Annotated in this window: 21 protein-coding genes and 1 tRNA gene; 14 read left to right on the top strand and 8 right to left on the bottom strand. The window is 44.5% G+C overall.

All coding sequences use genetic code 11. The features are described 5' to 3' along the window. Window positions 1-22 precede the first annotated feature (22 nt). Window positions 23-2,833, top strand: a complete 2,811-nt coding sequence (locus tag J8L84_RS00245; RefSeq protein ID WP_211068938.1) for an ATP-binding protein — start codon at window positions 23-25, stop codon at window positions 2,831-2,833. Here the strand turns inward: J8L84_RS00245 and nhaA are convergent. Then, window positions 2,795-4,072 carry a Na+/H+ antiporter NhaA gene (nhaA, locus tag J8L84_RS00240; RefSeq protein WP_211068937.1) on the bottom strand — a complete coding sequence of 426 codons (1,278 nt, stop codon included), beginning with the start codon at window positions 4,070-4,072 and terminating at the stop codon, window positions 2,795-2,797. The two genes, J8L84_RS00245 and nhaA, sit on opposite strands and share 39 nt — an antisense overlap. Before the next feature lie 242 nt (window positions 4,073-4,314). On the opposite strand from nhaA, the gene purE reads away from it, so the two are divergent. From purE to J8L84_RS00210, 6 genes are all read left to right on the top strand, one after another. Then, window positions 4,315-4,809 carry a 5-(carboxyamino)imidazole ribonucleotide mutase gene (gene purE / locus J8L84_RS00235; RefSeq protein WP_013785601.1) on the top strand — a complete coding sequence of 165 codons (495 nt, stop codon included), beginning with the start codon at window positions 4,315-4,317 and terminating at the stop codon, window positions 4,807-4,809. After that, window positions 4,806-5,942: a 5-(carboxyamino)imidazole ribonucleotide synthase gene (locus tag J8L84_RS00230; protein ID WP_211068936.1), complete on the top strand. Its 1,137-nt coding sequence runs from the start codon at window positions 4,806-4,808 to the stop codon at window positions 5,940-5,942. The genes purE and J8L84_RS00230 overlap by 4 nt, the downstream gene beginning before the upstream one ends. A 61-nt stretch (window positions 5,943-6,003) precedes the next feature. Continuing rightward, window positions 6,004-6,079: transfer RNA gene (locus tag J8L84_RS00225), tRNA-Thr, on the top strand. A gap of 171 nt (window positions 6,080-6,250) precedes the next feature. Next, the gene (locus tag J8L84_RS00220; RefSeq protein ID WP_211068935.1) at window positions 6,251-6,736 is read left to right on the top strand and encodes a copper chaperone PCu(A)C; all 486 of its coding nucleotides are present in this window, start codon (window positions 6,251-6,253) and stop codon (window positions 6,734-6,736) included. Between the two features lie 139 nt (window positions 6,737-6,875). After that, complete coding sequence (locus J8L84_RS00215) at window positions 6,876-7,349, top strand: Dps family protein (RefSeq protein ID WP_211068934.1); 474 nt, start codon at window positions 6,876-6,878, stop codon at window positions 7,347-7,349. A 29-nt stretch (window positions 7,350-7,378) separates the two neighbouring features. Further along, a complete protein-coding gene (locus J8L84_RS00210) occupies window positions 7,379-8,512 on the top strand; it encodes a PQQ-dependent sugar dehydrogenase (protein WP_211068933.1) in 1,134 nt (377 codons plus the stop codon). Between the two features lie 159 nt (window positions 8,513-8,671). Here the strand turns inward: J8L84_RS00210 and J8L84_RS00205 are convergent, their stop codons facing one another. Further along, on the bottom strand, window positions 8,672-9,001 hold the full coding sequence (locus J8L84_RS00205) for a DUF962 domain-containing protein (protein WP_211068932.1): 330 nt from the start codon (window positions 8,999-9,001) through the stop codon (window positions 8,672-8,674). A gap of 175 nt (window positions 9,002-9,176) precedes the next feature. Between J8L84_RS00205 and trxA the strand changes: the two genes are divergently transcribed. Beyond that, window positions 9,177-10,046, top strand: a complete 870-nt coding sequence (gene trxA / locus J8L84_RS00200; protein WP_211068931.1) for a thioredoxin — start codon at window positions 9,177-9,179, stop codon at window positions 10,044-10,046. A gap of 29 nt (window positions 10,047-10,075) precedes the next feature. On the opposite strand, the gene J8L84_RS00195 is transcribed toward trxA, so the two are convergent. Beyond that, window positions 10,076-10,501: a hypothetical protein gene (locus tag J8L84_RS00195; protein ID WP_211068930.1), complete on the bottom strand. Its 426-nt coding sequence runs from the start codon at window positions 10,499-10,501 to the stop codon at window positions 10,076-10,078. 282 nt (window positions 10,502-10,783) lie between these two features. Between J8L84_RS00195 and J8L84_RS00190 the strand changes: the two genes are divergently transcribed. The 4 genes from J8L84_RS00190 (at window position 10,784) to J8L84_RS00175 (ending at window position 14,512) form a co-directional block, all read left to right on the top strand. Then, a complete protein-coding gene (locus J8L84_RS00190; protein ID WP_057794241.1) occupies window positions 10,784-10,969 on the top strand; it encodes a DUF2065 domain-containing protein in 186 nt (61 codons plus the stop codon). Window positions 10,970-11,139: 170 nt separating this feature from the next. Further along, complete coding sequence (locus tag J8L84_RS00185) at window positions 11,140-12,438, top strand: adenylosuccinate synthase (RefSeq protein WP_211068929.1); 1,299 nt, start codon at window positions 11,140-11,142, stop codon at window positions 12,436-12,438. A 237-nt stretch (window positions 12,439-12,675) separates the two neighbouring features. After that, window positions 12,676-14,082: an aldehyde dehydrogenase family protein gene (locus J8L84_RS00180; RefSeq protein ID WP_211068928.1), complete on the top strand. Its 1,407-nt coding sequence runs from the start codon at window positions 12,676-12,678 to the stop codon at window positions 14,080-14,082. A gap of 10 nt (window positions 14,083-14,092) precedes the next feature. Continuing rightward, window positions 14,093-14,512 carry a VOC family protein gene (locus J8L84_RS00175; protein ID WP_211068927.1) on the top strand — a complete coding sequence of 140 codons (420 nt, stop codon included), beginning with the start codon at window positions 14,093-14,095 and terminating at the stop codon, window positions 14,510-14,512. Here the strand turns inward: J8L84_RS00175 and J8L84_RS00170 are convergent. From J8L84_RS00170 to J8L84_RS00160, 3 genes are all read right to left on the bottom strand, one after another. Next, on the bottom strand, window positions 14,509-15,252 hold the full coding sequence (locus J8L84_RS00170) for a PepSY-associated TM helix domain-containing protein (RefSeq protein WP_211068926.1): 744 nt from the start codon (window positions 15,250-15,252) through the stop codon (window positions 14,509-14,511). The genes J8L84_RS00175 and J8L84_RS00170 overlap by 4 nt on opposite strands. 30 nt (window positions 15,253-15,282) lie before the next feature. After that, complete coding sequence (gene ggt / locus J8L84_RS00165) at window positions 15,283-16,920, bottom strand: gamma-glutamyltransferase (RefSeq protein WP_348771798.1); 1,638 nt, start codon at window positions 16,918-16,920, stop codon at window positions 15,283-15,285. 105 nt (window positions 16,921-17,025) lie between these two features. Further along, window positions 17,026-18,402: a Na+/H+ antiporter NhaC family protein gene (locus J8L84_RS00160; RefSeq protein ID WP_057794231.1), complete on the bottom strand. Its 1,377-nt coding sequence runs from the start codon at window positions 18,400-18,402 to the stop codon at window positions 17,026-17,028. A gap of 526 nt (window positions 18,403-18,928) precedes the next feature. Between J8L84_RS00160 and J8L84_RS00155 the strand changes: the two genes are divergently transcribed. Together J8L84_RS00155 and J8L84_RS00150 are read left to right on the top strand one after the other, a co-directional pair. After that, window positions 18,929-20,725, top strand: a complete 1,797-nt coding sequence (locus J8L84_RS00155; protein ID WP_247670482.1) for a glycoside hydrolase family 3 protein — start codon at window positions 18,929-18,931, stop codon at window positions 20,723-20,725. 172 nt (window positions 20,726-20,897) lie between these two features. Continuing rightward, on the top strand, window positions 20,898-21,944 hold the full coding sequence (locus J8L84_RS00150; protein WP_211068923.1) for a mechanosensitive ion channel domain-containing protein: 1,047 nt from the start codon (window positions 20,898-20,900) through the stop codon (window positions 21,942-21,944). Here the strand turns inward: J8L84_RS00150 and J8L84_RS00145 are convergent. After that, the gene (locus tag J8L84_RS00145; protein WP_211068922.1) at window positions 21,897-25,031 is read right to left on the bottom strand and encodes an FAD-binding and (Fe-S)-binding domain-containing protein; all 3,135 of its coding nucleotides are present in this window, start codon (window positions 25,029-25,031) and stop codon (window positions 21,897-21,899) included. The genes J8L84_RS00150 and J8L84_RS00145 overlap by 48 nt on opposite strands. Further along, window positions 25,024-26,379, bottom strand: a complete 1,356-nt coding sequence (locus tag J8L84_RS00140) for a DUF1343 domain-containing protein (RefSeq protein WP_211068921.1) — start codon at window positions 26,377-26,379, stop codon at window positions 25,024-25,026. The genes J8L84_RS00145 and J8L84_RS00140 overlap by 8 nt, the downstream gene beginning before the upstream one ends. Window positions 26,380-26,383 lie beyond the last annotated feature (4 nt).

Below are 26,383 nucleotides of genomic sequence, written 5' to 3'. Positions count from 1 at the left end.
GTGATGCCAGAGGGGGGCGTTGTTGTACGATAAACATCGGTGGTCTTTAGCTCTGGTATTACACCTGTTATTTGTAGTGGTTGTAGGTAGTGCTTTAAATGCAGTACCTGCGCCATTTGATAGCAGCGGTATCGCTGTATTCGGTGTAGGAGTTGGTGTATACGCGGCACTACGGTTCCCCCCTTTCGTCGCCATTCCTATAGCGTTAATTATTTGCGTCCCTTTATGGCTTACTCATGGCAGTATCGTGGGTAAAGAAAGCCTGTCTTTACTGCCTATCGTAGTAAGCTTATTTGGGTATAAAAAATCCCTGAGCCGAGTAATTAAAGTTGGTGCTGGGTTTTGGTCGCTTATTTTCCTACCCATTCTATTGTTAGAGCACGCACTTTACGAAGCCGACCAGCCTACAATGATGTTTTCTGGGGTGCTTGTTACGTGGGTAAGCGGCGTGTTTGGGCTTATTTCTGGGCACTTTGTCTTTCTAGCGAATAAAGGGCTTAAACACACCAATACGGGCTCGCAGGAAAAAGTCTCACTGCATTTTCTGTTCAGTTATTTTTTCTCAGGTTGTTTTTTTGCTGCTTCCATGGCGGTGGTGTATTTATCTGTAGCGCTTTATCAAGACGATCAAGAAGCGCAAATTGTTCGCTACATGCATCAACGTGTTGCGGTATTAGAACAACAGTTGTCCGATTTTATTGGGCAGCACCAAAAAGCGATAGCTGTTGCCTCGCAATCACTATCCACGCCCTATGCCATTGAGAAATTGGAAGAGGCTAGCAGCAATCAGCTGTCAGTTTTAGCTGCGCACTACCCGGAATTCATCACATTTTTAGTGGCCGACGAAAATGGAAATATCACCCACTCTTATCCACCCGGGCTGCTAAATAAAGCGCAGGCCGTTGGGGCTGCCAATGTGGCTTACCGTCCTTATTTTTATCAGGCAATGGAAACGGGCGGGCCGTACCTTTCCGATGTTTTCCAAGGCAAAGGCTTTGGAAACGATGCCATTGTTGCCATGTCTTCACCTATTATTAATGAATATGGCGTGCCTATTGGTATCGTGGAGGGCTCATTATCCCTTCGAAGCTTCTCTACAGTAGATGCCCTTAACCTCGATGGATTTTCGCTTTTACTCGAAGATGCTAAAGGTGAGGTTATTTACGCGTCAGAAGCGTTAGGCTTAAAACCACTGAACAAAGCGCCTACGTATTTATGCGATGGTGAGTGCGATATAAAAATTGAAGACGGGCCGCTTAACAAGCAATGGCTGAGGCTAGAAGGTCAGCTGCCTACCGCAAATTGGCACGTTAGCTATTACTACGATTATCGACGTTTGTTGTCAGTAATGAGTGAGTATTTGTTGACTGATTTATTGTTGTTACTTGTCTTGTCTGTATTTGGCACGTTTATGGGCTCTGTGGTGGCACGAATGATTGAGTCTCCCATTCGTAGGCTAATACGTTATATCGCTAATTTCACCCCTTCAGAAGTGCGTAGAGAGCCGACCTTGGCGGGGAGTACATTGCATATACAGGAGCTCGCTTCACTTAATGATGAGTTCAGCAGCTTAGAAGGGCGCTTAGTTGACGCGTTTAAAGCCCTTGAATTTGCCCGGTCTAAAGAACAAGCGTTAAATGTAGAGCTTGCTGATTTCAACCATAGCTTAGAAAATAAGATAGAAGAGAAAACGCGACACTTGGCTACGGCGCTTGATGAAGCAAAAGCGGCGAGTGTAGCCAAAACCCAGTTTTTAGCCAATATGAGCCATGAAATACGAACCCCAATGAATGGCATAATTGGATCGTGTGAATTAATGATGGAGTTACCCCTACCTGACGGGGCACGCCATAGAACGGAAACAATATCCACCTCTGCCAGCCACCTATTAATGATCCTTGATAGCATTTTAGATTGGTCGAAAATTGAATCTGGTAAAATGTTGCTAGATAAGCGTAGTGTCTCCGTTAGGCAAACCATCGATGCATGTAGTGTGCTATACGAGCGAAGTACAAGTAAGAAGGGAATTTCGATTAATGTTAAAATTGATGAAAATGTGCCAAAAGCGGTTATTACCGACGGGGGCAAGCTAAGTCAAATCATTAATAACTTAGTCAGTAATGCGATTAAGTTTACTCACCAAGGCGTCATTTTAATTGAGGCCAAGTACACAGACGGCAAGCTCTCTTGTTCGGTTACTGATTCAGGCATTGGCATACCAGCGGAAAAAATAGAGAGTATATTCGATCAATTTGAACAGGCAGATGCCTCGATAACCCGTGACTATGGTGGGACTGGATTGGGCTTAGCTATTACCAAAGGGTTAGTAGAGCTACTTGGTGGTAGTATTTCAGTAGACAGTAATGAAGGTACAGGAACCACCTTTTGTTTTAGTTTTCCGTGTGAGAAAGGCGATACGCAAGCAGCTTCATCCAATGTAAAAGACCAGTCTTTACCAAGTACGTTACGCGTATTGCTTGCTGAAGACAACGATGTAAATGCCGATATTGTAATGGATATGCTTGGCTCTGTTGGCGTTAAACGCTTTAGGGCTAAAAATGGTATGGAAGCGATAGAAGCCGCAACTCGTCATGCGTTTGATGTTATTTTGATGGATTACCAAATGCCCGTCATGGACGGGCTTACAGCCTCGAAACACATTCGCCAACAAGCTAAAAATAAAGACAAGGTCATCATTATTGCATTAACAGCAAATGCTTATGCAGATGATAAGGCGGCATGTCTAGCCGCCGGTATGAATGCACATTTAAGTAAACCAATTAGAAAGCAGGTGTTAATCGACAGTATTGCCCGTGAACTTGCTCGCGTTTGAGGCAACTTTGCCTTTGTTGTTAACCGGTTTGTAGCCTACCATATACAATACGATGTAACCCAAGGTTGCCGATACAACGGAGCCGGCCAAAATACCTACTCGCTCGTCAAAAATCTGATTAATACCCGTTTCTTCAAAAGCTAAACCACCAATAAACAAGCTCATGGTAAAGCCCACACCACACAGCAGTGCACAACCGTAAATATGTTTTAAGTTAAGATCATCAGGCAAGGTTGCAAGTTTGAGCTTAATCATCAAATAACAAAAGCCAAATACGCCAACCTGCTTCCCGAGAACTAAGCCTAAAAATATGCCAAAGGTGACAGGGTGAAAAATACCCTCGGGGCTAATATTACCGAAGCTTATCCCTGCATTAGCGAAAGCAAACAGAGGTAAAATGGCGAAGCTCACCGTGCTATTTAAGCTACGCTCTAAGCGCGTAACCGGTGAATAGGTTTCATCCTTACTGTCTCGCATAGGAATAAAGGCCGCTAATATCACGCCTGCCAACGTGGCATGCACCCCAGATTTAAGCATGGCCACCCATAAAATAATGCCCACCATCATATAAGCAGGAATATCCACCACATTGCGCCTGTTCATTTGCCACAACAACAGTAAGCACGCCGCTGCCACCAACAGGGCGCCCATCGTAATGTGGTTGGTATAGAAAAGCGCAATTATTACAATAGCGCCAATATCATCAATAATGGCCAAGGTGACTAAGAAAATCTTAAGGCTAGTGGGTACTCGGCTTCCTAATAACGCCAAAATACCTAACGCAAAAGCTATATCGGTTGCCGCTGGAATTGCCCAACCGGCAATTGCCACAGGGTTGTCCCAGTTAATGCCTACGTAAATGAGGGCCGGTAACAGCATGCCGCCAATTGCAGCGGTGGCAGGTAAAACAATGTCTTTGGGGTTAGATAGCTCGCCTTCGCATATTTCACGCTTTAGCTCTAACCCAACATGAAAGAAGAAAACGGCCATAAAGCCATCGTTAATCCATAACAATAAGGGTTTATCAATTGCCCACGTACCTGCTGAAATTTGTACTGGAAGGCTAATTAATTGGTCGTAGAGGTGATCAAGAGGGGAGTTGGCAATGATAAGCGCCAGTACAGTAGCAATCATCAGTAAAATGCCAGGGGCAGCTTCCCGATTAAGAAAATCTGATACTACGTCTTGCACTTCTTCAATCACTTCATCAATTACGTCTGTTTGATGCGCTTTCGACATTATCGATACCTCCGTTTACCTTAGCCTTATGAAGGCCTACAACCAGCCGAGTGAAAAGAGGTAGTCATAAAGAATACCAAGTGGCACTGGAAGGATTAACCATTTGTAATTATATAGAGGTTTTACGAAAATGAAGGCCTTGCTAGATCACTTGCGGCTAATATGTGGGATTTGTTGGCGATTTAGGCTACAATCGCGGGCTTTTCCGGTTATCCAATTTACCTATCTCAGAGGATTTCTAGATGGCAAAAGTCGCAATAGTTATGGGCTCAACCTCAGACTGGCCTACCATGCAACAAGCAGCAAAAATGCTGAAGTCGTTTGGTGTTGAATTCGACGCAAAAGTGGTGTCAGCACACAGAACGCCAAACTTATTAGTTGAATTTGCCGAAGGCGCAGCAGACGAAGGCTTTAGTGCCATTATTGCTGGTGCAGGTGGTGCAGCGCACTTACCGGGAATGATTGCTGCGCACACGCACTTGCCAGTATTCGGTTGCCCAGTAAAATCTAAAGCATTAAGCGGTCTTGATTCCCTGTTATCAATTGTACAAATGCCAAAAGGCGTTGCGGTTGGCACATTAGCCATCGGTGAAGCGGGTGCAGCCAATGCAGGCTTGCTCGCGGCGCAAGTGGTGGCACTGCAAGATACTAACGTGCGCGATGCGGTTATTGCCTTTCGAAAGCAGCAAACTGAGACGGTGTTGGCTTCAAGCAACACTTTGGAGCTTGACGAATGAGAGTAGTCGTTTACGGTGCAGGCCAATTGGCGCAAATGATGTATTTGGCGGGCAGTCCGCTTGGCATTGAAGTGCAGGCTGTCGACGTAAACAACGATACTGTCGTGCACCCAGTAAGTAAAACCCCCCTCGACACTTCTTTAGATCAAGCCTTAGAAGGTGCTGATGCACTTACGGTAGAATTTGAGCATGTGCCTGAGCACTTACTAGAAGAAGCCACCAAGACGGGCAAGTTAATGCCCAGTATTGAAAGTATTTTGGTTGGCGCTGATAGAGTGCGAGAGAAAGCATTGCTTGAGGGCATGAAGGTTGCTAACAGTGCGCATCGAATCGTTACCCATCTAGACCAGCTTGATGAATGCATTGAAGCGTTGGGTGAGAAGCTTATTCTAAAATCCAGTCGTGATGGCTACGATGGCTATGGTCAGTGGCGATTAGCCAATAAAGATGAGCTACCAGAGCTTAAACGAGCCTTAGCGACTTTAAATTTAGAGAAAGTGCCACTTGTAGTAGAGAAGATGGTGCCTTTTGAGCGTGAGCTTTCTTTAATTGGCGTACGTAATAAGCAAGGTGATGTGCGTACATACCCGCTTGCTGAAAACTTACATTATCAAGGCCAACTTCATGTGTCGGTTGCCCCAGCTACCCATGTTGACGATGTGCTTCAAGCAAAAGCTCACGATATTTTTGTGAAACTGGCTGAAGGCATGGACTATGTCGGCGTGTTAGCGGTTGAATTGTTTCAATGTGGTGATGAACTCTTAGTTAATGAACTTGCGCCTAGAGTGCATAATTCTGGTCATTGGAGTCAATCGGGTGCAGTAACCAGCCAATTTGAAAATCATCTTCGCGCAATTTGTGGTTTACCTTTAGGTGATACATCGGCTATTGGTCCAAGCGCAATGATAAATATTATTGGCTGCAGTAGTTTTTCAAGAGAACTTTTGAGTATTGATGGCAGTCATTTGCATTGGTATGGAAAATCGGTGCGTGAAAAGCGCAAGATGGGTCATATCAATGTCACCACTGACAGCTACCCAAAACTGGGCGAAAAATTACACGATTTGAGTCAATATTTGCCGTTAGAGTACTTTCCGAAACTGATTGGCGAGGCAAAACGTTTAAAAGGTTGACAACCTTTTAATTGTGGCTATTATACGCATCCGCTGTTAACCCAGCGGGTGTGAAAAGTGTGCCGACTTAGCTCAGTTGGTAGAGCAACTGACTTGTAATCAGTAGGTCGCCAGTTCGATTCCGGCAGTCGGCACCATTCTTTCACACTAAAGCCTTCACACCGCTTTTTTATCTAGTGCTTTCTAAGTTAACTTCCTCGTTATCGTTTTTCCCTTTCGGGATACATTTCCAGATTTTCTATATTTTCTTCTTTATTAAATAAACCTACCGTACACTAGCAGCCAGTTTTTATTTTGGAAGCGGCGGTATGACACCTAATACTCACTCATTATCCTTTAAGTTACTTGCCTTGTTTATGTTTGCGCTGACCGCGTGCAGCGTTCAAGCTACGCACCCTATTTCTATTAGCGACGGTTACGCTCGCGCCACGTTCCCCATGGCACAATCTGCAGCCCTTTACTTCACTTTGCATAATGAAAGCGACACTTCGGCTAAATTAACGGGTGTAAAGGTGAGCGGTGATATTGCCAAGGACGCGCAAATTCACACTACCGAAATGAGCGATAACATGATGCGTATGCGAGAAGTAAAAGAAGGTATAGACATTGCGCCAAATGAGTCGCTTTCCTTTGCGCCTGGCGGTTATCACGTGATGTTGTTGGGATTAGAAAAAGGGCTAATTGAAGGAAGTAGTGTGTCATTGACCTTGTCTTTCGATAACGCCGCTGATTACACCGTAGAATTACCGGTTAAAGGAATGGGTAAAGAAGCCGGCCATCAGCACCATCATTGAAGTAAATCGTCAAACTAGATGTCTACAATCGTTAAAATTATAATCCAAATCAATATTCTTAGAGTATCATTAAGGTAAGATTTAAATGGTATTCCCCATTCTAAATTAGTGAATTAGTTGCTAACCCAAGGAGAGAGATATGAGCAAGATTGATATCGGCATTTCAGAAGAAGATCGTAATGCAGTGGCTGAAGGCCTTAAAAAACTATTAGCAGATTCTTACACGCTTTACCTACAAACCCATAACTTCCATTGGAATGTAGAAGGTCCACAGTTTAGACAACTACATTTGATGTTTGAAGAGCAATACACAGAGCTTGCAGAAGCTGTAGATGAAATCGCAGAACGTATTCGTACATTAGGTGTTGCTGCTCCGGGTACGTACAAGTCGTTTGCTGAACTAAGCGCAATTGATGAAGTAGAAGGTGTACCTGAAGCATCAGAAATGGTGGCATTGCTGACTCACGGTCATGAGCAAGTGGTTAAAACATCACGTGATTCACTTAAGTTAGCGCAAGACGCGGACGATGAGTCTTCTGCAGCACTAATAGGCGATCGTATGCGTGTTCACGAAAAGTCTGCTTGGATGCTTCGCGCAATGTTGGCAAAATAAGCCGGAATATACTTCACGGCGGAAAAATTATGACACGCACTATAATAAATGTGTTGTCTGTTTGTACATTAACGCTGGCTGGGGCAACTCAGCCAGCGTTTTCGCAACAAGCAGACGCTAAAACTCCCACAAATGAAAATCTTGTTGTTACTGAATTAGCACAAGGGTTAGTTCACCCTTGGGGAATGACCTTCCTACCTAATGGCGACATGTTGGTTACCGAACGTGAGGGCGGCATTAGGCGCCTAAGTCAATCTGGTAAACTATCGCCACGCTTGTCAAATGTGCCTAAGGTAGAAGCGAACAATCAGGGTGGTATGTTAGATATTACTATCGATCCTGAATTTGAAACTAACAACAAGGTTTATTTTTGTTTCAGCCAACCTGGTGAAGGTGGAAGCAGCAGTAGCGTTGCTAAAGCCACGCTAAACGGTAACGCGCTGGCAAATGTGGAAACTATTTTTAGTGCCGCGCCACTAATTGATAACGGCTTTCACTTTGGTTGTCGCTTAGCGTTTGATGCCAACAAACAACTGTTTATCACTTTGGGTGACCGTTATAAATACATGAAGGAAGCACAAAATACCGATAACCATTTCGGTACTATTGTGCGCATTAACCGCGATGGCAGTGTGCCTAGCGATAATCCTTTTGCTGACGGTAAAGCTCCTGAAATCTACAGCTACGGCCACCGAAATGTTCAAGGCATTACCATTCACCCAGAAACCGGTGAAGTGTGGGCAATGGAGCACGGGCCAAAAGGCGGTGATGAAGTTAACTTGCTGTCTAAAGGTGCTAACTACGGTTGGCCTATCATTACCTATGGTATTGATTACAGCGGCGACATTATCAGTGATAAAACCCACATGGATGGTATGGAGCAGCCAGTACTTTACTGGGATCCTTCTATTGCCCCTAGCGGTATGGCGTTCTACCAAGGTGATTTGTTTCCACAGTGGAACGGAGATTTGTTGGTAGGCTCGTTAAAGTTCACTCATTTACGACGTATCGAAATGGATGGCGGTAAGCCAGGGGAGCAGCATGAATATGTGCGTGATAACCAAGCCCGTATTCGTGATGTAGAAGTGGGGCCTAACGGCGCTATTTATCTGCTAACCGATGCCACCAACGGTAAAGTGTTGAAACTTACCCCCGCCAAGTAAATGGTTGGAACAGCCTTATTTCTAGTGTGTTGAAATCGACTAGATTTTAAAATTCAAAAAGCCAGCGTACTGCGGGACACTTCACTGGGGTTACTTCACAGGGGGCGTCTGGCTTTTTTTGTTTCTTTTAACCCGACAAGTTATTAACGTTGATAGGGTTTAAGCCCTAATACTGACTTTACCTATTAAGATGTCCTTAAACATCACCCAGTCACCCAGTAAGCTATAGAGCGGGTGGCGAAAAGTCGCAGGTCTATTTTTCTCATAAAAGAAATGTCCCACCCACGCAAAGCCGTAGCCTACTACTGGGATCAGCCATAACAAGGCTAAGTTGCCCGTCAATATGCTACTGGCGATGACACCTAACACTAACCATGAACCAATAAAGTGTAATTTTCTGCAGGTTAGATTGGCATGTTCCGCAAGATAATAAGGGTAAAACTCGCTAAAAGATTGAAATTGAGTTTGAACGTTTGACTCGGTAGCCATGGCGTAGCCCTCCAGTGAGTGTCGTCATGCGTAAATTAACAACAAATTAACACGCGAGCGAAGGTAAGTATGTCGTGAATCCGACATTGTTGCCGATTTTTTGTAGCGGTTGTTTTTTGCTATGAGTTACCCCATATTCATTGTCAGAAAATAAATGTTTTAAAAGGCCCACTTTATGGACAATCTTGTTGCGAACAATGCGGCAACTATCGTTGATATTACTGTTGAGAATTTTCAGCAAGTTATCTTAGAAGCATCACAAGAAAAGCTGGTGCTTATTGATTTTTGGGCAGACTGGTGTGAGCCATGTAAAGATCTACTGCCTATCTTAGAAAAGATAGCAGGAGAGTATGCACAGCACCTTATTCTTGCCAAAGTAGATTGTGAAACGCAGCAAGAAGTTGCACGTCAATTTGGCATTCGTAGTTTGCCTACTGTAATGGTGGTTCAAAACGGCCAACCTGTAGATGGCTTTGCGGGCGTGCAACCTGAAGCACAAATTCGTGAGATGCTAGCCAAGTACCTGCCTAATCCTGAAGATGATTTTCTTGCAGCAGCAGGACAAGCCATTCAAAGAGGCGATTACGTAGAAGGCTTATCGAATGCGAAGCAAGTCTTAGAGATGAGCCCTGATAATATCAATGCCAAATATATGGTCATTGATTGCTACATTGAGACTGGGTCGCTAACACAGGCTAAAGCCTTGTTAGAAGAGATAAAGTTAGTCGAACAAGATGCGCGCTATAATACCCTTAACGGTAAAATAGAGCTTGCTGAACAGGCAGCCGATACACCTGAAATTCGCCAATTGCAGGCGTCGGTAGCGGCTAACCCCGATGATTTACAACTCAAAGTAGATTTGGCTGTGCAACTACACCAAGCCAATAAATCGGAAGAAGCGTTATCCTTGCTACTCAGCGTACTTAAAAAAGAGCTAGGGTTTGGGGATGCACGTAAAATCATGCTGGATATGATTAATGCGTTAACCGATGGTGATGCGCTTAAATCTGAGTATCGACGTAAAGTGTATAGCTTGTTGTACTAGCAATTAAATTTAAGGGCACTGATACGCCCTTACGTTTTCGCTATAGGTGAAAAGCCTTCCTTGTCTAGCCAATTAAGCGCTGCAAAATAATGTTGAAAGTAGTTTCTTTCATAACCGTTTAAATCAAACGAGCGCTCTTTGGCTGGGTGGGTATATTCTAATTGCGCCCGCTTAACCATGCCTGTATCTAACACATAGGCAGAGCGTTTTAGCCCTTTAGTAATGCTAAATTTTATAGCGTCAACGATGATTTGTTGTGTATCTGGTGTCGATAACACCCACCTTCGGCCATCTAGCAAAGCTGCCCAAGGTTTGTCATCGAACCTGCTCACTAGGTCATGCATTTCTTCAGTAAAGGCTTCTGCGGTTTTTAAATTCCACGCACCCGTAGCAAACACTTCCAATACATTCCCAGAGACATCTAACGCATAATTTCCATATTTGGGAAAACGCATGAATTTGTTTCCGTGTGATTAAGTGCAATACTCTACGTATAGCAGATGATAGATTTTTTGCACTATTTTGGGTTAAAAAAAGTTAAAAATTTCAGTAGGTTGAATATAAAATGCTCGAATAACCATTAGGTTAACAAAATAGGGTATTTATCTGTGTGTTAATCCCTAATGAGCCATTACTATGCTTACGTGATTACTTTAAGCGCCACTAGCTGCTACTAGACTTTAAAATATATGGCGCAGATATACGAAAATAATTTAGATAAAACAGTGAGGTATAAAATGGACTGGCTTTGGCCCGCGCTAGCAATAGTGCTTATTGTAGAAGGCATAGGCCCTTTGTTATTCCCTACGCGCTGGCGCTTATACTTATTGCAAATAAGTCAGATGCAGACCAATCAGTTGCGTCAAACCGGTGGTGTTTTAGTTGTCATCGGTGTGGTTTGTCTTTTTTACTTGTCACAATAAGTCTAAATGCGTAACTAAAAATAGCTAGGGTATACAAATGCTTAGCGAGTTACAGACTGAACTTGACCATGAATTTCCAATAACTGGCGCATTTTTGCGCATAAAACAGATGATAAAGGGTATAAAATTTTGATAGAATCCCCGCCTAATTTTCTTACACAATATGATTCATGGCAAAGAACGTTGTGGTACTCGGCACTCAATGGGGTGACGAGGGTAAAGGCAAAGTAGTAGATCTACTTACTGATCGAGCAAAATATGTGGTTCGCTATCAAGGCGGTCACAATGCAGGTCATACTCTAGTAATTGACGGTGAAAAGACCGTTCTTCACTTAATCCCATCAGGCATCCTGCGTGACAACGTTACCTGTATTATTGGTAACGGCGTAGTACTTAGCCCAGACGCATTAATGACTGAAATGACTATGCTTGAAGAGCGTGGCGTTCCGGTACGTGAGCGACTGAAAATCAGTGAAGCATGCCCGCTTATTCTTCCTTATCACATTGCTTTAGATGTAGCGCGTGAAAAAGCCCGTGGTGCTAAAGCGATTGGTACTACCGGTCGTGGTATTGGACCCGCTTACGAAGATAAAGTGGCTCGCCGTGGTTTACGCGTAGGCGATTTATTCAATGCAGAAGACTTTGCGGCTAAGCTCAAAGAAGTACTTGATGTACACAACTTCACATTGACTAAATACTATGGTGAAGAAGCCGTCGATTTCGATGAAACCTTAAAAGGTGCCCTGGCCGTTGCTGATATTCTTAAAGCGATGGTGGTTGATGTAACTGACGAACTAGATAAAGCCCATAAAGCGGGTTTGCCAATTATGTTCGAAGGTGCGCAAGGTACATTGCTTGATATCGATCACGGTACGTATCCTTATGTAACATCTTCTAATACCACAGTTGGCGGCGTAGCCACCGGCGCTGGTTTTGGCCCGTTAAAGCTAGATTATGTATTGGGTATTGTTAAAGCGTACACAACACGTGTAGGTTCTGGCCCATTCCCTACTGAGCTTGATTGCGAAGTGGGTAATCATTTAGGCGTTAAAGGTCACGAGTTTGGTGCAACTACAGGCCGTAAACGCCGTACTGGTTGGTTTGATGCTGTAGCAATGAAACGTGCCGTACAGATTAACTCGATTACCGGTTTTTGCTTAACCAAATTAGATGTACTTGATGGCTTAGAGTCTCTACAAATTTGTATCGGTTATAAAGATGCAGACGGTAACGTGAAAGATGTTCCTCCTATGGCGGCTGACGGTTACGATAAAGTGACCCCAGTGTATGAAGAAATGCCAGGTTGGAGCGACAACACGTACGGTGTAACGACGTTTGAAGGCTTACCACAAGCTGCTAAAAATTATATTCAGCGCCTTGAGCATATTACTGGTGTTCCCGTAGATATCGTTTCTACCGGCCCTGATCGTAACGAGACGATTGTTTTACGCAACCCATACGACGCGTAAATTAGCCCCGTCTAGTTAGACTATTTGAAAGCCCGGTACTTATTTTAAGTACCGGGCTTTTTTGTGTAGGTAATAAACTGAGATTGAGGTAATAATTAAACATTAATTAACAAAATAATTGGGTTGTGGTTTATTGCCCTCATTACTATAAGATAAATATTGGCTTATTCGGTTGCGTCTGGTCTTGAATTTAAAAACCAGCAGGTCAACAGTCTTCACATGCAGGTGGAATGTATTATGTCTAATCAACCAACGCTTCACGCCGTAGAACCCGGTTTTTGCTTTCTCGATACGGTAGCTTCGCTTCAAACTAGTTTTAGATCTGGCAAAACCCGTTCATTAGAATGGCGTAAGAGTCAATTGGACGCCCTAAAGCGCCTGTTGATTGAAAACGAAAAAGAGATCTTACAGGCACTCCATCAAGATTTAGGCAAAAGCGAAAGTGAAGCCTACGTGGCCGAACATGGCTTTCTGCTATCGGACATTAAGCACACCCTTAAACATTTAAATAAATGGATGCAGTCTCGTAAGGTATCAACCCCGCTTATTGCATGGCCGGGTAAGAGCTTTCAGCAACCAGAACCTTTGGGTACAGTGCTTATTATAGGCGCGTGGAATTACCCACTTCAGTTGTTGCTAGCGCCTTACATTGCCGCATTAGCGGCAGGTAACTGTGCGGTGTTAAAACCATCCGAATTATCTGTTGAAACCTCAACGATTGTGGCAAAACTTATTCCCCAATATATGGATACCTCGTGCGTAGAGGTAATCGAGGGCGGGAAGGAAGAATCGTCGGCACTACTTGCGTGTAAATGGGATCATATTTTCTACACTGGCGGCGAAGCGGTTGGCAAAATTGTCATGTCTGCGGCCGCTAGGCATTTAACCCCTGTTACGTTAGAGCTTGGCGGTAAAAGCCCCTGTATTGTTGATAGCAGTACCAACTTGAAAATTACTGCGCGTCGAATTGTATGGGGCAAGTGGATGAATGCAGGGCAAACCTGTATCGCGCCCGACTATGTGCTCGTGGTGAAAGGCTTTGAGCAAAAGCTAATAGAGGCTATTAAAAAAGAGCTTAAATCCCAATTTGGTAAAAACCCTTTTTCGTCGAAAGATTACGGCAATATCATCAATACCCGCCATTTGCATCGCCTTCAAGGCTACCTCGATGGGGTTAATGTGGTTTACGGTGGTGATATTAATGAAGCACGACCTGCCATGACCCCCACATTGGTGCTCGACCCTGCGAAAGACAGTGCCATCATGCAAGAAGAGATTTTCGGTCCTATTTTACCCATAGTGCCCGTGAGCTCTATCGATGAAGCCATCGGTTTCATTAACGACAGGCCTAAACCTCTAGCCCTATATGCCTTTAGCGATAGTGATAAAGTACTTAATAGTATTATTGAAAAAACCAGCTCTGGCAGTGTGTGCACTAACGATACAATGATATTTATGACTAACCCCGAACTTCCCTTTGGCGGCGTGGGTAATAGCGGCATGGGGAGCTACCATGGCCAAGCCGGGTTCGATACCTTTAGTCATTTAAAAACAGTGATGAAACGCGCTTTCGCGTTGGATGCACCCGTACGCTATGCACCGTTTTCTAAATTCAAATTATCGTTACTGAAAAAATTCTTATAGGACTTAACGTATGGCGCAGCCGTTTCATTTAGCAATACCGGTGAGTAATCTTGCTAATGCAGAAGCCTTTTATGGAAAACTGTTAGGCTGTGAAAAAGGCCGCAGTGACAGCCAATGGATTGATTGGAATTTTTTCGGTCATCAGTTGGTGACACATTGTGTTGACAAAATGCCGTCAGCGCCTTCCCATAATGGGGTTGATAGTCATGCTGTGCCCGTGCCGCATTTTGGCGTAGTGCTTGATATGCCGCAGTGGCAGGCGCTAGCCGACAAGGTAAGCGCTGCAGATATTGAATTTGTTATTGAGCCTTACATTCGATTTAAAGATCAACCGGGCGAGCAAGCTACTATGTTCTTTATGGACTACTGTGGCAATGCACTGGAGTTCAAAGCATTCGCCTCTATAGAACAGTTATTTGCGACTGATTAAAATCGATTTAACCCTGAGCGCTTTCTAGGTCGAAAGCGCTGCCACAACAGCACTATTCCAGTTAGCGTAAAAAGCAATGCGCCGGCGGAAAAGCCAATCAATAGTGGGTGATTGAAGTCACTGCGATCTTCATAATCCATGATATGCAGCATCCACATAAAATCGAATAACCGCCAAGTGTCTGTTCTTACACGAAGTACGCTACCAGTGTTTGGATCGATATAAAGCCGTGTGTTTTCAGTATCATTAAATTGCACTTGCCAGATAGGCGAGGGAAGCTGCTGCACTTCTTGAGGTAACGTGGAAATAAAATCTATTTCACTCAAGGTGCCTGTACCCGCGTATTGAACATTAGCGGCTTTTTGAATTTGTGTTTCGCTTAGTGGTGCCAAAATGGTCCCATTTACGGCATTGTAGCGAACAGTGGTGTTCTGCTGAGCAAAGCTTTCAGATACTACTTCAGAGACTGTATAGACAGGTATTGCACGAGGTTTATCTTCATTCACAATCAACCGCTGGCTTAACGCTAATGTGGCGTCAGCACTATGAGAAGCAAGAACAGATTGTGGAGATTGAGTCGCGTGTTGCCAATTTGCTTGAACGGTATGGCGAAGGTGCGCCCCGCGAACATCTTCAATAGGTAGCCACGCCATCACCAGACCACTGGCGAACCAAAGGGTAATTTGAATCGCCAGTATAAGCCCCAGCCAATTATGGACAGTGCGACATAGCTTATACATGGCTATTCCTTTCTTATGATCTAACAGTGCCTAACGTGCAGACACTATGCTTTTACCGCGCCCACTTGCTTCGGAAGCGGCTTCTACACCTTGCGCTGTACGCTTAATTAAGTGCACATCACCAAAGCGGCGGGCATCTATGGTGTAACCCATATCAGTTAATTCAGTCAATGTTGCCTCGTCAAACCCAGGATGGACACGAATGGTATCTTTAGGTAGCAATTGGTGGTGAAAACGAGGCGCGTTAGCAGATTTTGTGGCATCAAAATCGAACAATAATGCGTTTAACAACGACTGTGCTACCGACGAAATAATGGTTGTGCCACCAGGCGAACCGGTTGCTAAAACAACATCACCGCCCTGTTTTACTAGGGTAGGAGTCATTGAAGATAACATGCGCTTATAAGGCGAAATGGCATTAGCTTCTCCGCCAACAGCACCAAAGAAATTAGGTACGCCAGGCTTAGCACTAAAATCATCCATCTCATCGTTAAGTAAGAAGCCCGCCCCAGCCACTACCACGCCACTACCAAAAGTAAGGTTAATGGTGGTGGTGTTAGCAATCGCGTTGCCCCATTTATCCATAATTGAAAAGTGGGTGGTATCTTCGCTTTCTTTTAGGCCAGGTTTAACACTTGGCGTATCTGAAATACTATTGGGTTGAATAAGCGATGCGCGAGCCTTGATATAGTCAGGGGCAACAAGCTCAGCAACCGGTACTTCAACAAAGTCAGGATCGCCAAGATATTCCGCTCTATCAGCAAATACGCGTTTACCAATTTCAGACATAACATGCAGGTATTCGGCGCTGTTATGTTCTGGCAGAGTATGATTGCTGCCGTAGCTTTCTAGCATGCCAATCCACTGCGCCACAGCTACGCCGCCTGAGCTTGGTGGTGGTGCTGTCACTAGGGTGTAGCCTTGCCAATTAAGTTCAAGAGGTTTACGCCATACCGCTTTATAAGCCGCTAGGTCACTGTGGTTAATTAGCCCACCGTTTTCTTGCATAAAGGAAACAACTTTCTTGGCAACCTCGCCTTGGTAAAATCCATCTTGGCCATGCTGTTGAATCGCTTTTAGCGTACTGGCTAATTCAGGTTGCTTGAACATTGTATTGGCTTTGGCGTGTTCAAAGTAACTAGCAAAGTTGCTGTTTAAGCCTTGCTTGCGGGTACGAGCTAAATAGCGGGTAATGTTACTGGCAAGCTTTTCTGGTACTAAAAAGCCATTTTCAGCCAGTTCAACTGCAGGCGCCACAAGACGGCTCCACGGTAAGCTGCCGTATTTTTGATGTGCAGCCCACATGCCAGCAACCGTACCCGGAATACCTGCTGCTTTGGCGCCAAAGAGTGATTCGTAAGGTTTTACATCCCCCTTGTCATCTAAGTACATATCTCGATGTGCATCAGACGGTGCCATTTCGCGGTAATCAAGAAAGTCAGTGCTGCCTTCAAACGCAATGGTCATAAAGCCTCCGCCGCCCACATTACCTGCTTCAGGTAAAGTCACTGCCAGCACAAACTGCGCAGTAATAGCAGCATCTACTGCATTTCCGCCGTCTTCTAAAACAGCATACGCGGCGTCGGCACTAAAGGTATCGGGCATCGCGACGGCTTGCTGTTGAGTTTGCGTTACTTCAACGCCTGTTTGACTACACGCTGTCAGAATTACAAATGAGAACAGAAAAAACGTTTTCTTCAACACCGCCTAACTCCTTAAAATTGAAAACTTTTGATAAAAATTATTATTAGAACTGTGAAAATAGACTTAGCGCTAGCCAATCATAATAATGCTGGCAATAAGATAACCCACCAAAGTTAACCCGCCGGCCACAAGCGCGTAAGGGAACTGGGTTTTTACATGGGTTAATACATCACAGCCTGCGGCTAATGACGACACGGCAGTGGTATCGGAAATAGGCGAACAGTGATCGCCAAAAATACCGCCGCCTAAAATAGCCGCAACCACTAATGAAGGCGGTAATCCAAGGGTTTGAATTAACGGCACGCCAATAGGAATAAGAATAGCAAAGGTGCCCCATGAGGTGCCTGTGGTAAACGACATTACCGCCCCTGCAATAAACAGCATAGGTACGATGAAAACAAGGGGAAGGTATTCACCCACCACACCTGCCACAAATACACCTGTGCCTAAGTCTTTTAAACTATTCCCTAAGGTAAGAGACAGCAGCACAATGGTGACAAGGGGAAGCAGTTCCCCCATGCCTTTAAAGCCGATTTCCACCGCTTCTTTATGTGTGAAGCGTTTGTGCCAAAGTAAAAGGCCATAAGCAATAGCGGTGGCAAGTGCCGTGGCATAAAGCACAGATTTACTGCCACTGCCTTCAGATAAAGTGCCGTTACCCGTCCAAAACATAAAGCCCACCATGCTTAATACCATAGTAAGTAATGGCACTAACATATAACGCGCTTTGGTAGCCGTTTCTGTTTGTTGGGGAATGTCTGTTTTCGATAGGGTTTTCTCTTCCACTGCCAATGGGCCGTGCACTTTGTCTGCGGCTATGGTGTAAGCCACAATCAGCAAGGTAAAAATAGCGTAAAAGTTAAAAAATACACTGCCCCATAATATTGAGGCTGAAGATGCTGGCAGCTCGTAAGTGTCGAGCAAGCTTAAAATGAAAGCCCCCCAACCATTGAGTAAAATGAGTATGCATACTGGTGCGCTGGTGGAGTCGATAATATACGCTAAGCGAGCGCGGCTCATGCCGAAGCGGTCGAATAACCCTCGGGCAAAAATACCTGCCGTTAGCACACTTAAATTCGATTCTATAAATACCGCGATACCGGTAAACATAGTAAGGCTGCCAACCTGTTTCTTATTCTTGGCAACGCCTTTGCCTACTAAGTAGTTAACGGTAGCTGTTACACCGCCAGAGTCGCGAATAAACGCCAGCAGTGCGCCCACTAATACAGAAAATAGAATGACTCGGGTATTACCAGGGCTGGAAGCGGTATCGACTACGCGTTCTATAGCATTGATTGGCGCAAGAAAGCTGGTGGCAGGACTTGCCGTTAACAAAATAAGTGCTTCAGAGCACAGCACCGCTAACAGCAATGCCAATATAACTTCTTTTTTCCAGAATACGACAATGATCGCAACCAATGGGGGGATAATTGATACCCAATCCATACTACTTTCCATACTTTATTATTGTGAAATACTGCCATTCGCTTAAAAGCGAATATTTGAGCTTAAACATTGATACTAAATTTAAACGACGCTGTTCGTGAACGTGAAACGAACGACTTGCTAATAAACGGCACATTGAATAACAATTCATGTGCATTAACATGAGCAATAGCGATAAGCGTACCGCAGAGCACACGGTTAATTCCACAGAATGACACGTATTTATTCTGTATGCATTGGTTTTTGATACCATGGCAATTAATATGCGTATCAAAGCGTAACATATCGTTGTACTTACCCTGTCAACGGCAAATAAAATAACAGTTGTTGCTAATACTACTAACAACGCTATTAGCACAACTACTGGCAATGCTACTGGTATAGCTACTGATGGAGCTATTGGTATAGCTACAAAGAATGTCACTGTTTAAACCATTAATAAAAACTACTAGGATCCTGTTTGCGCCTTTTTCCATTACTCGTCAAATTTTTACATTACACGTTCCTGCTTAGTCTATGCATGCTCATGCTATCTAGCGCTTATGCGAATCAACTCAGCCAACACGAACAAATAAAGCAGTCTGTTGGACAAAAAATAATTCTCGATTTTCGTTTCTACTGCGATGATGGTACTAGCTCAAAAGCATGCAAAAAGCCGGTAACCACGCTACCCGATGCGCTTAAAGATTTACTCGTCACCCACAATATTGGGGGCGTTATTTTGTTTTCTGAAAACATTAAAACCAACAAGCAGTTAATAGAGCTGAATTACGCCATGCAACAGGCTATGGCGAAAGCGAAGTTGCCACCGCTATTTATTGCAGTAGATCAAGAAGGGGGACGAGTTGCTCGCTTACCCTCTGCTATGCTCACGCCTTTCCCTGGAAACTTAGCAATAGGGGCAAGCTATTATCAGCACGGCACGGCTTTTGCTGAAAACGTAGCGAAAGGCATTGGCAGTAGCTTAAGTTCCTTAGGAATAAATACCAATTTCGCCCCGTCGGTAGATATTAACAGCGAGCCTAAAAACCCAGTTATTAATGTACGTAGTTTTGGCGGAACGCCTAGCGATGTTGCGGTGCTAGGGCAATCGTTTGTAGATGGGTTGCAATCAAGCGGTGTAATAAGTGCGATTAAACATTTTCCTGGCCATGGCGATACACAAACGGACAGTCACACGGGTTTGCCCAACGTTAAGTATTCAAAAGCGCAAGCGCTAAAAGGTGACCTATTGCCTTTCAGCCGAATTATCAGCGGTGGTAACCCACCAGGTATGTTGATGAGTGCGCATATCCAATACCCATCATTAGATAGCACAACTGTAAAAGACAAACAGGGTAGGGTGATGACAATTCCTGCAACCTTGTCCCGTAAAATACTCCATGACGTATTGCGAAATGAATTGGGTTACAAAGGGGTAGTCGTTACCGATGCATTGGATATGGCGGGCATTGCTAAATACTTCTCTCCTGAAGATGCCATGATCAAAGCTTATCAAGCGGGTGCCGACATTGCCCTGATGCCTTTCACCATTAGAACCCCGCAAGATATTAAAATGTTTGCTGCATTAATGGGTAAGGTAAGTGAGCGAATAAGTAGTGGCGAAATCCCCTCAATACAGCTTGCGACTTCCTTGCAACGCATTACGTTACTAAAGGCTGAATTTAACCTAAATAGCTACTCGGAGAAAGCGCTTTCTTGGTGGGTTTCTGACGTAGATAATAAAGCGAAGAAGACAAGAAATATTCAACTAGAGAAAGCGCTTTCTAAAGCAGCAATTACCACCCTTTTTGGCGCTAAAAAACTCCCTGTTACACAGAAAACATGGTTGGCATTAATGCCCGATGCGCTCAGATGTTTAGCGCTTGAAAAAAGCTTATCTAGTATTGCGCCAAATGTAGGAATGGCATGTTTGCCGCTTACCAAGCTTCCAAACAAAGCAACCTTTGAATATGCATTAAAGCACGCCGACCTACTTATAGTGGGGGACATCTCTCCGCAACATGCCGTTTATGAAATGAAAGGCTTCGATAGCGAAGAAGCGCTGGCTGCCAGGGCGCCACTAGGCGATGTACATAGTTTTATTAAATCAGCGTTGCAACAAGCGAAAAAACAAGGGCTTAGCACAGTTTTAGTGCCCCTTCGTATGCCCTATATAGCTAAAGAAATGCAGCCACACACCGATATCGCTATTGCTACATTCAGTTACAACGTAGATAGTGAGGTATACAGCCCAATTTTTGATGCTTTGGTAGAAACCTTATTAGGCCTGAACAGTCCCAATGATTATGTGCCGGTTCAGTGGAAGGGCACTTCTAAATAATGTTTGTGTCATAGAGCCGAACAAATAGAAGGCACTCAGTGAATTTAGCCGTGCATGCAAGTAATTGACGTTGTTAGATTAAATTAAGTAATTGACAGCCGGCATTGTTAGCGGGCTGAAGCAAAAACTAAGTTAGATGTGACTTGGTTATAAGAAAAAACGGAGTTTCAGTGTGGATGTAGTGGTCGCTTTTCTGATTCCTTTTATTCCATTAGTACTAGCAATTGTGCTGGTGGTGGTGGGTTTAGGTGCGCTTCATTACGTGCTACTTGCGCGGCAATCTCACCTAACCAGTGAGCAAAAATTGCCACGCCAAGTAACTTTGTTAGTACTTACTATTGTAGGTTTGGTGGCCATCTCCATGGCACTTCCGGTGAACGAGAGTACACGCAATCAGGTCATCGCGTTAATTGGTGTTTTACTATCGGGTGTCATCGCATTTTCATCTACCACCATGGTGGGAAATCTGATGGCTGGATTGGTATTACGGGTTAACAAACCCTTTAAAGTTGGCGACTTTATTCGCGTAGAAGACTACAGCGGAAGGGTAGCTGAGATGGGCTTGCTAGATACCGAAATTCAAACAGAAACCCGAGAGCTAATTGCTTTTTCGAACACACTAATGGTGAACACGCCAGTAAGAGTAACCCGTGCATCGGGGGCGATTATCTCGGTTGACTTAAGTTTAGGTTACGACATTCATTATTCGGAGGTTGAGAAGCACTTACTAACTGCGGCGGCCAATGCTGACTTAGAGGACCCTTTTGTTCAAGTGATATCCTTAGGTGATTTCTCAGTAAGCTACCGAGTTGCGGGCTTGCTCAAAGAAGTCAAAAGTATGCTAAGTGCACGCTCTCGACTACATAAATCGGTACTTGATGCTTTGCACAATACGGGTATTGAAATTGTATCACCCACTTTCATGAATCAGCGACCTCAACCTGAAGGGCTGCAAATGATTCCTCGGCAACCTGGCTCATCAAAAGGGGCTGCTGCTTCTCAGGATGAAGAGGAAAATCATCCCGAAGCAATAATTTTTGATAAAGCAGAAGAAGCTGAACAGCATGAGAAAAATCGAGAAGGTCTAGCCGAGCAAATTGCGGCTATCAGTACGCAACTTGAAACCGCAGAGGGTGATGAAAAAGAACAATTGAAAACACACAAAGCGACGTTAGAGAAGCGGCTGGCTGATCTCGTCGAGCAGCACCGCAATGTGTGAATAGACCACTCCACTGTGCTGGCTTAACCCAATAGCACAAGTCGCACTATTCGACACTCCTCTATAACAATCTTTAGGCACCTGACTGGCAAGTGGTGCCAGTGCACTTTCATTCAGCCTTGGGGTAGTAAAGCCTTTAGTGCCCGCAAAGCCGCAACAGGTAATGTCAGAAGGAATAATAACGTTTGAAGTGCAAAGGTTCGCCAAAGCGTTAATAGCAACGCCTGCATCTAGCTTAGTACTTGAACACCCTATGTGTAGCATTATAGGGGCATCAGTTTTAACCACCTTTACACGACGTGAAATGTGGTGAAGTAAATACTCGCTTACTTCGAATGTTTCTACATTATTAGGCTGTGAGTTCTTAATGCTTTTTGATGTTACGTTGTAAGCACAAGCGCTGTTGTCAATGATGACCGGCCAACGCCCTTGCTCTGAAAGTGTATAGGCTTCTTGTTTCCATGCCGTGAGTTTATCGCTTGCGGTGCTTGCTTTACCTTCACTGTCCCAAGGTTGACCGCAACAAAGGCCATTTGCGCTGGAAAATACCACGTCGACATTGGCCTTTTTACACAAAGAAATCACAGCCTGGATGACGCTTTTTTCATTAGCGTTACCACTGAAAACTTTGCTTGGGCAACTTACCATGTAAACCACCTTCAATGCCGCTTGAGATGGCGCTTGAGAAAGTACATTGGAAAGCGCTTTCTCATGAGCTTTCTCGCCTTCTTTCTCATACTCATTCTCAGAGCAGTCTGGCCGCCCTAAATTAGGGGGTACTTCAAGTGGGTATCCAGCTTCTATTTCAGCTACTTTATCAACGTCAGACGCTTGTCCATTACCATGGGTTATGGCATTAAGCTCTGCCCCCTTATGATCTTGCAAGGTATTGCTTTTATACTGCGAAGCTTTAGGAATACTATTGTAAAGCTGCGGTAAATGAAGTGCGTCTGTAATACGATTGAACGCCTTTTCGCCAATCAAGCCTTTTACTTTATGACCGGTATTTAGTGTAAAGCGAGCAATTGATAACGCCTTATCAGTATGTTTAGCAGCAAGGTCACTCACTAATTGGGTAGCACGACCATTAGCGCGCTGGCCACGTATTTGCTTTATCCACTGCCCAGTATCAATGCCTACCGGACAAGCACTTGCACATAACCCAGTTGCCGCGCAGCTATCTACGGCTAAATGTGAAAACGCTTCGCTAATTTCAGTAATAACTTCAGGTTCTGTCAAAGACGTTTGTCGCCGCTTAAGTGCAATACGTTGACGGGGCGACAAGGTATAATTAAGTGAGGGGCACTGAGGTTCGCAAAAGCCGCACTCAATACAGGCATCAACAGTGTCTTGCACTGCTGGCATCGGTTTTAAGTGGGTAATATGCGCTTGAGGATCGTCATTTAAAATAACGCCTGGGTTTAAAATACCTTTAGGGTCGATAATGTCTTTTAACGAGCGCATTAACGCCACGCCTTCATCACCCCACTGTGCAGTAAGAAACGGTGCCATATTACGCCCCGTACCATGCTCGGCTTTTAAACTACCCGCAAAGCGCTGTGTCACTAGCACGCTTATGTCTGCCATAAAGGCCCGGTAGCGGCTGACTTCATCTGGGGTATTGAACCCTTGGCTAAACACAAAGTGCACATTGCCATCGAGTGCATGACCAAAAATAATGCCGTCGTGGTAATCGTGCTTTTCGAATAAGTCGACTAACGCATTTAACCCATCGGCCAAGCTTTCAAGTGGAAAAGCCACGTCTTCGATAATGACCGTGGTGCCAGTAGGTCTTACTGCTCCTACCGCTGGAAATAACCCTTTTCGAATATTCCACAGTTTTTCAATGATGCGGGGCTCTGCAGTAAAATCTTGCAGAGGCTGTCCGTGCTTCTGATTTTGGTTAGAGGGGGGCTCATTTTCTTTGCTTAACCCCGATGCTGGCTGGATCAAAATGTTGCGTACTGTCTTAAGCGTAGAATCAAGTTCAGCCTGTGAAGGTGCGCCCACATCAATGAGTAGGGCAACAGCATCTAGGTTACTAATATTATGATTGCTAGCATTGTGATTGCCTTTGCTTCCTACTACTTCATTTAACAGTGGCGCTACTGCGCGCAATGCTCTGGCATCCATTAACTCTACCGCATCTACATCGCAGGCTTTTAGCGCAGGAATAACCGCACATGCTGCTTTAAAATCTTTAAATATATATAAACCGGTTTCTCGCGCCCGAGGCAAAGGCACTGTGTTGTAGGTAATGTTGGCAATGAAGCCCAACGTACCTTCTGAACCAATCATTAGGTGAGTAAAAATATCTAGCGGGTTTTCATAATCAAGTAAGGCATTAAGGCCGTAGCCCATAGTATTTTTAAGACGATACTGATAGCGTACTTTTTCAGTCAGTACCGAATTTTTTAATAGCGTGTTGCGAAGGGCAGCAAGGGAAGCTAACAAAGCACTGTGGCTTTGCTCGAACGCGGCAACGCTTTGCGCATCAGCCGTATTCACTTCACTACCGTCAGGCAATAATATGTGAATGTGGCGTAGGGTGTGATACGAATTGTTCTTTACCCCACAGCACATGCCCGACGCATTATTCGCTGCAATACCGCCGACCTTGCAGGCATTAATGGAAGCCGGATCTGGTCCAATTTTCCGGCCATAGCCTGCCAATATTCGATTCGCCTTCGCGCCAATGATACCCGGCGCTAACGATATTGCCTCGCCGTTATCTATTACCTCAAACTGCTGCCAATCTGGCGTCAGCATGACCAATACGGAGTCGGTAATTGCTTGACCAGATAAACTGGTGCCTGCCGCGCGAAATGTCAGGGCGATACTTAAGCGATTCGCCATTGCCAATATGCGGCACATAGCCTGAATACTGGGTACTTTAATCACTAGCTTGGGTATCTTAGTGTAAAAGCTGGCATCAGTAGCAAGGGCAATTAGCCTAGGGTTGTCGCTAATAATATTATCAGGTGCTAACCATTCACCGATACCCGTTAAAAAAGCATCAAAATTATTAGCTGCGTTATCCACTGCCAGCTTGGTATCGGCGCTTCCCATCGTGTTAGTGCTATTCATGGTACGTGGCTGCTTTCATATTGATGGTTTTAACACGGGCTTTTACGTCGTTAGGCAATTTGGAAGCCGTTAACGGGTAAAGTAAATAGGGGGAGCGAAGCTGTTTAAATACGGCTAAGCCTTCTGCCCAACTAGCTTGTATTTGAGTGCTAGTTTTCCCCGCGATAATGGCCTGTCGTAATGAATCCGTACCGGCTAATTTATCGAAAAAATCTGGGCGAGTGAAAAAAGTAATGTCTTGTTCGTTAAACTGGGCATAAGCGTTAAGCAATACATCAATATCTAACCCTGAAAAGGAGGCTTCTGTCATAAACGAAGCCTTCAGGGTGGTGTTATTGTGTTTAGGCGAGGGGGCGGCTTGATTCGTAGCAACGTCTATATTTTCATCGCCAAGCGCTACAACAGGGTGGCCAATAAGTTGAAAAGGAAGATTAGTGCCTCTACCAACGCTTACGTCCGTGCCTTCAAAAAAGCAAAGAGTGGGATATAAGGCAATGGCAGCATCATTAGGTAAATTTGGACTGGGGGCAACAGGCAAAGAGTAAGGCATTTGTTTATGGTAATTTGCCACGGGAATAACCGTTAAAAGCGCCTGCGGCTTAGATTGATGCTGCGCTAGCTGTTTCCCTTCAATAGCATTAATGGCATCGGTCGTAATCCATTGTTCACCCACTATCATTAGTGCTAGCTCACCTAACGTCATACCGTGCAATACAGGAATGGCGTGCATGCCTACAAACGAAGCATAATCCGACTGCAAAATAGGGCCATCAGTAAACGCACCATTAGGATTAGGCCTATCTAAGACTATTACCGGAATATGCGCCTGGGCAGCGGCCTCTAGTACATAGTGTAAAGTACTTAAATACGTATAAAAGCGCACGCCTACATCTTGAATGTCGAACACCAGAATATCGGTGTTAGCTAACATGTCGGCCGTCGGCTTTTTCGTTTTACCGTAAAGGGAGTGAATAGGCAGGCCAGTTTTAACATCAACATCGTTATCTATTTTTTCACCCGCTCCCGCTTTGCCGCGAAAGCCATGCTCGGGTGACATAATACTCACCACATTGATGTCGTGATTTAGCAGCGCATCGACTAAATGGATTGGCGTGGATTGCGCACTTTTTACCGTCGCACTTTGGTTTACCACCAGTGAAACTCGCTTGCCTTCAAGTAAGGGCAGGTATTCATTAAATTGCGCCGCGCCTACTTGTAACCTACTTTCTGCAACTTCAGCCTTATCATGGGTTTTGGCCCTAGCAACTGTTTGGGCATGGCCTGACATACTAAGAGTAATAGCAGCGCTTAGTAGTAAAACGAATGTAAGTAGCGACTTGATAGGCATGTAT

Source organism: Alteromonas sp. MMG017 (assembly GCF_018100795.1).
Classification (GTDB): domain Bacteria; phylum Pseudomonadota; class Gammaproteobacteria; order Enterobacterales; family Alteromonadaceae; genus Alteromonas.
This window is presented reverse-complemented; position numbering and strand designations above follow the sequence as displayed.

Coding starts and splice junctions, on each gene's coding strand:
- nhaA (WP_211068937.1), bottom strand. CDS start 4,072: ATGTCGAAAGCGCATCAAACAGACGTAATTGATGAAGTGATTGAAGAA.
- purE (WP_013785601.1), top strand. CDS start 4,315: ATGGCAAAAGTCGCAATAGTTATGGGCTCAACCTCAGACTGGCCTACC.
- J8L84_RS00230 (WP_211068936.1), top strand. CDS start 4,806: ATGAGAGTAGTCGTTTACGGTGCAGGCCAATTGGCGCAAATGATGTAT.
- J8L84_RS00220 (WP_211068935.1), top strand. CDS start 6,251: ATGACACCTAATACTCACTCATTATCCTTTAAGTTACTTGCCTTGTTT.
- J8L84_RS00215 (WP_211068934.1), top strand. CDS start 6,876: ATGAGCAAGATTGATATCGGCATTTCAGAAGAAGATCGTAATGCAGTG.
- J8L84_RS00210 (WP_211068933.1), top strand. CDS start 7,379: ATGACACGCACTATAATAAATGTGTTGTCTGTTTGTACATTAACGCTG.
- J8L84_RS00205 (WP_211068932.1), bottom strand. CDS start 9,001: ATGGCTACCGAGTCAAACGTTCAAACTCAATTTCAATCTTTTAGCGAG.
- trxA (WP_211068931.1), top strand. CDS start 9,177: ATGGACAATCTTGTTGCGAACAATGCGGCAACTATCGTTGATATTACT.
- J8L84_RS00195 (WP_211068930.1), bottom strand. CDS start 10,501: ATGCGTTTTCCCAAATATGGAAATTATGCGTTAGATGTCTCTGGGAAT.
- J8L84_RS00190 (WP_057794241.1), top strand. CDS start 10,784: ATGGACTGGCTTTGGCCCGCGCTAGCAATAGTGCTTATTGTAGAAGGC.
- J8L84_RS00185 (WP_211068929.1), top strand. CDS start 11,140: ATGGCAAAGAACGTTGTGGTACTCGGCACTCAATGGGGTGACGAGGGT.
- J8L84_RS00180 (WP_211068928.1), top strand. CDS start 12,676: ATGTCTAATCAACCAACGCTTCACGCCGTAGAACCCGGTTTTTGCTTT.
- J8L84_RS00175 (WP_211068927.1), top strand. CDS start 14,093: ATGGCGCAGCCGTTTCATTTAGCAATACCGGTGAGTAATCTTGCTAAT.
- J8L84_RS00170 (WP_211068926.1), bottom strand. CDS start 15,252: ATGTATAAGCTATGTCGCACTGTCCATAATTGGCTGGGGCTTATACTG.
- J8L84_RS00160 (WP_057794231.1), bottom strand. CDS start 18,402: ATGGATTGGGTATCAATTATCCCCCCATTGGTTGCGATCATTGTCGTA.
- J8L84_RS00155 (WP_247670482.1), top strand. CDS start 18,929: ATGCTATCTAGCGCTTATGCGAATCAACTCAGCCAACACGAACAAATA.
- J8L84_RS00145 (WP_211068922.1), bottom strand. CDS start 25,031: ATGAATAGCACTAACACGATGGGAAGCGCCGATACCAAGCTGGCAGTG.
- J8L84_RS00140 (WP_211068921.1), bottom strand. CDS start 26,379: ATGCCTATCAAGTCGCTACTTACATTCGTTTTACTACTAAGCGCTGCT.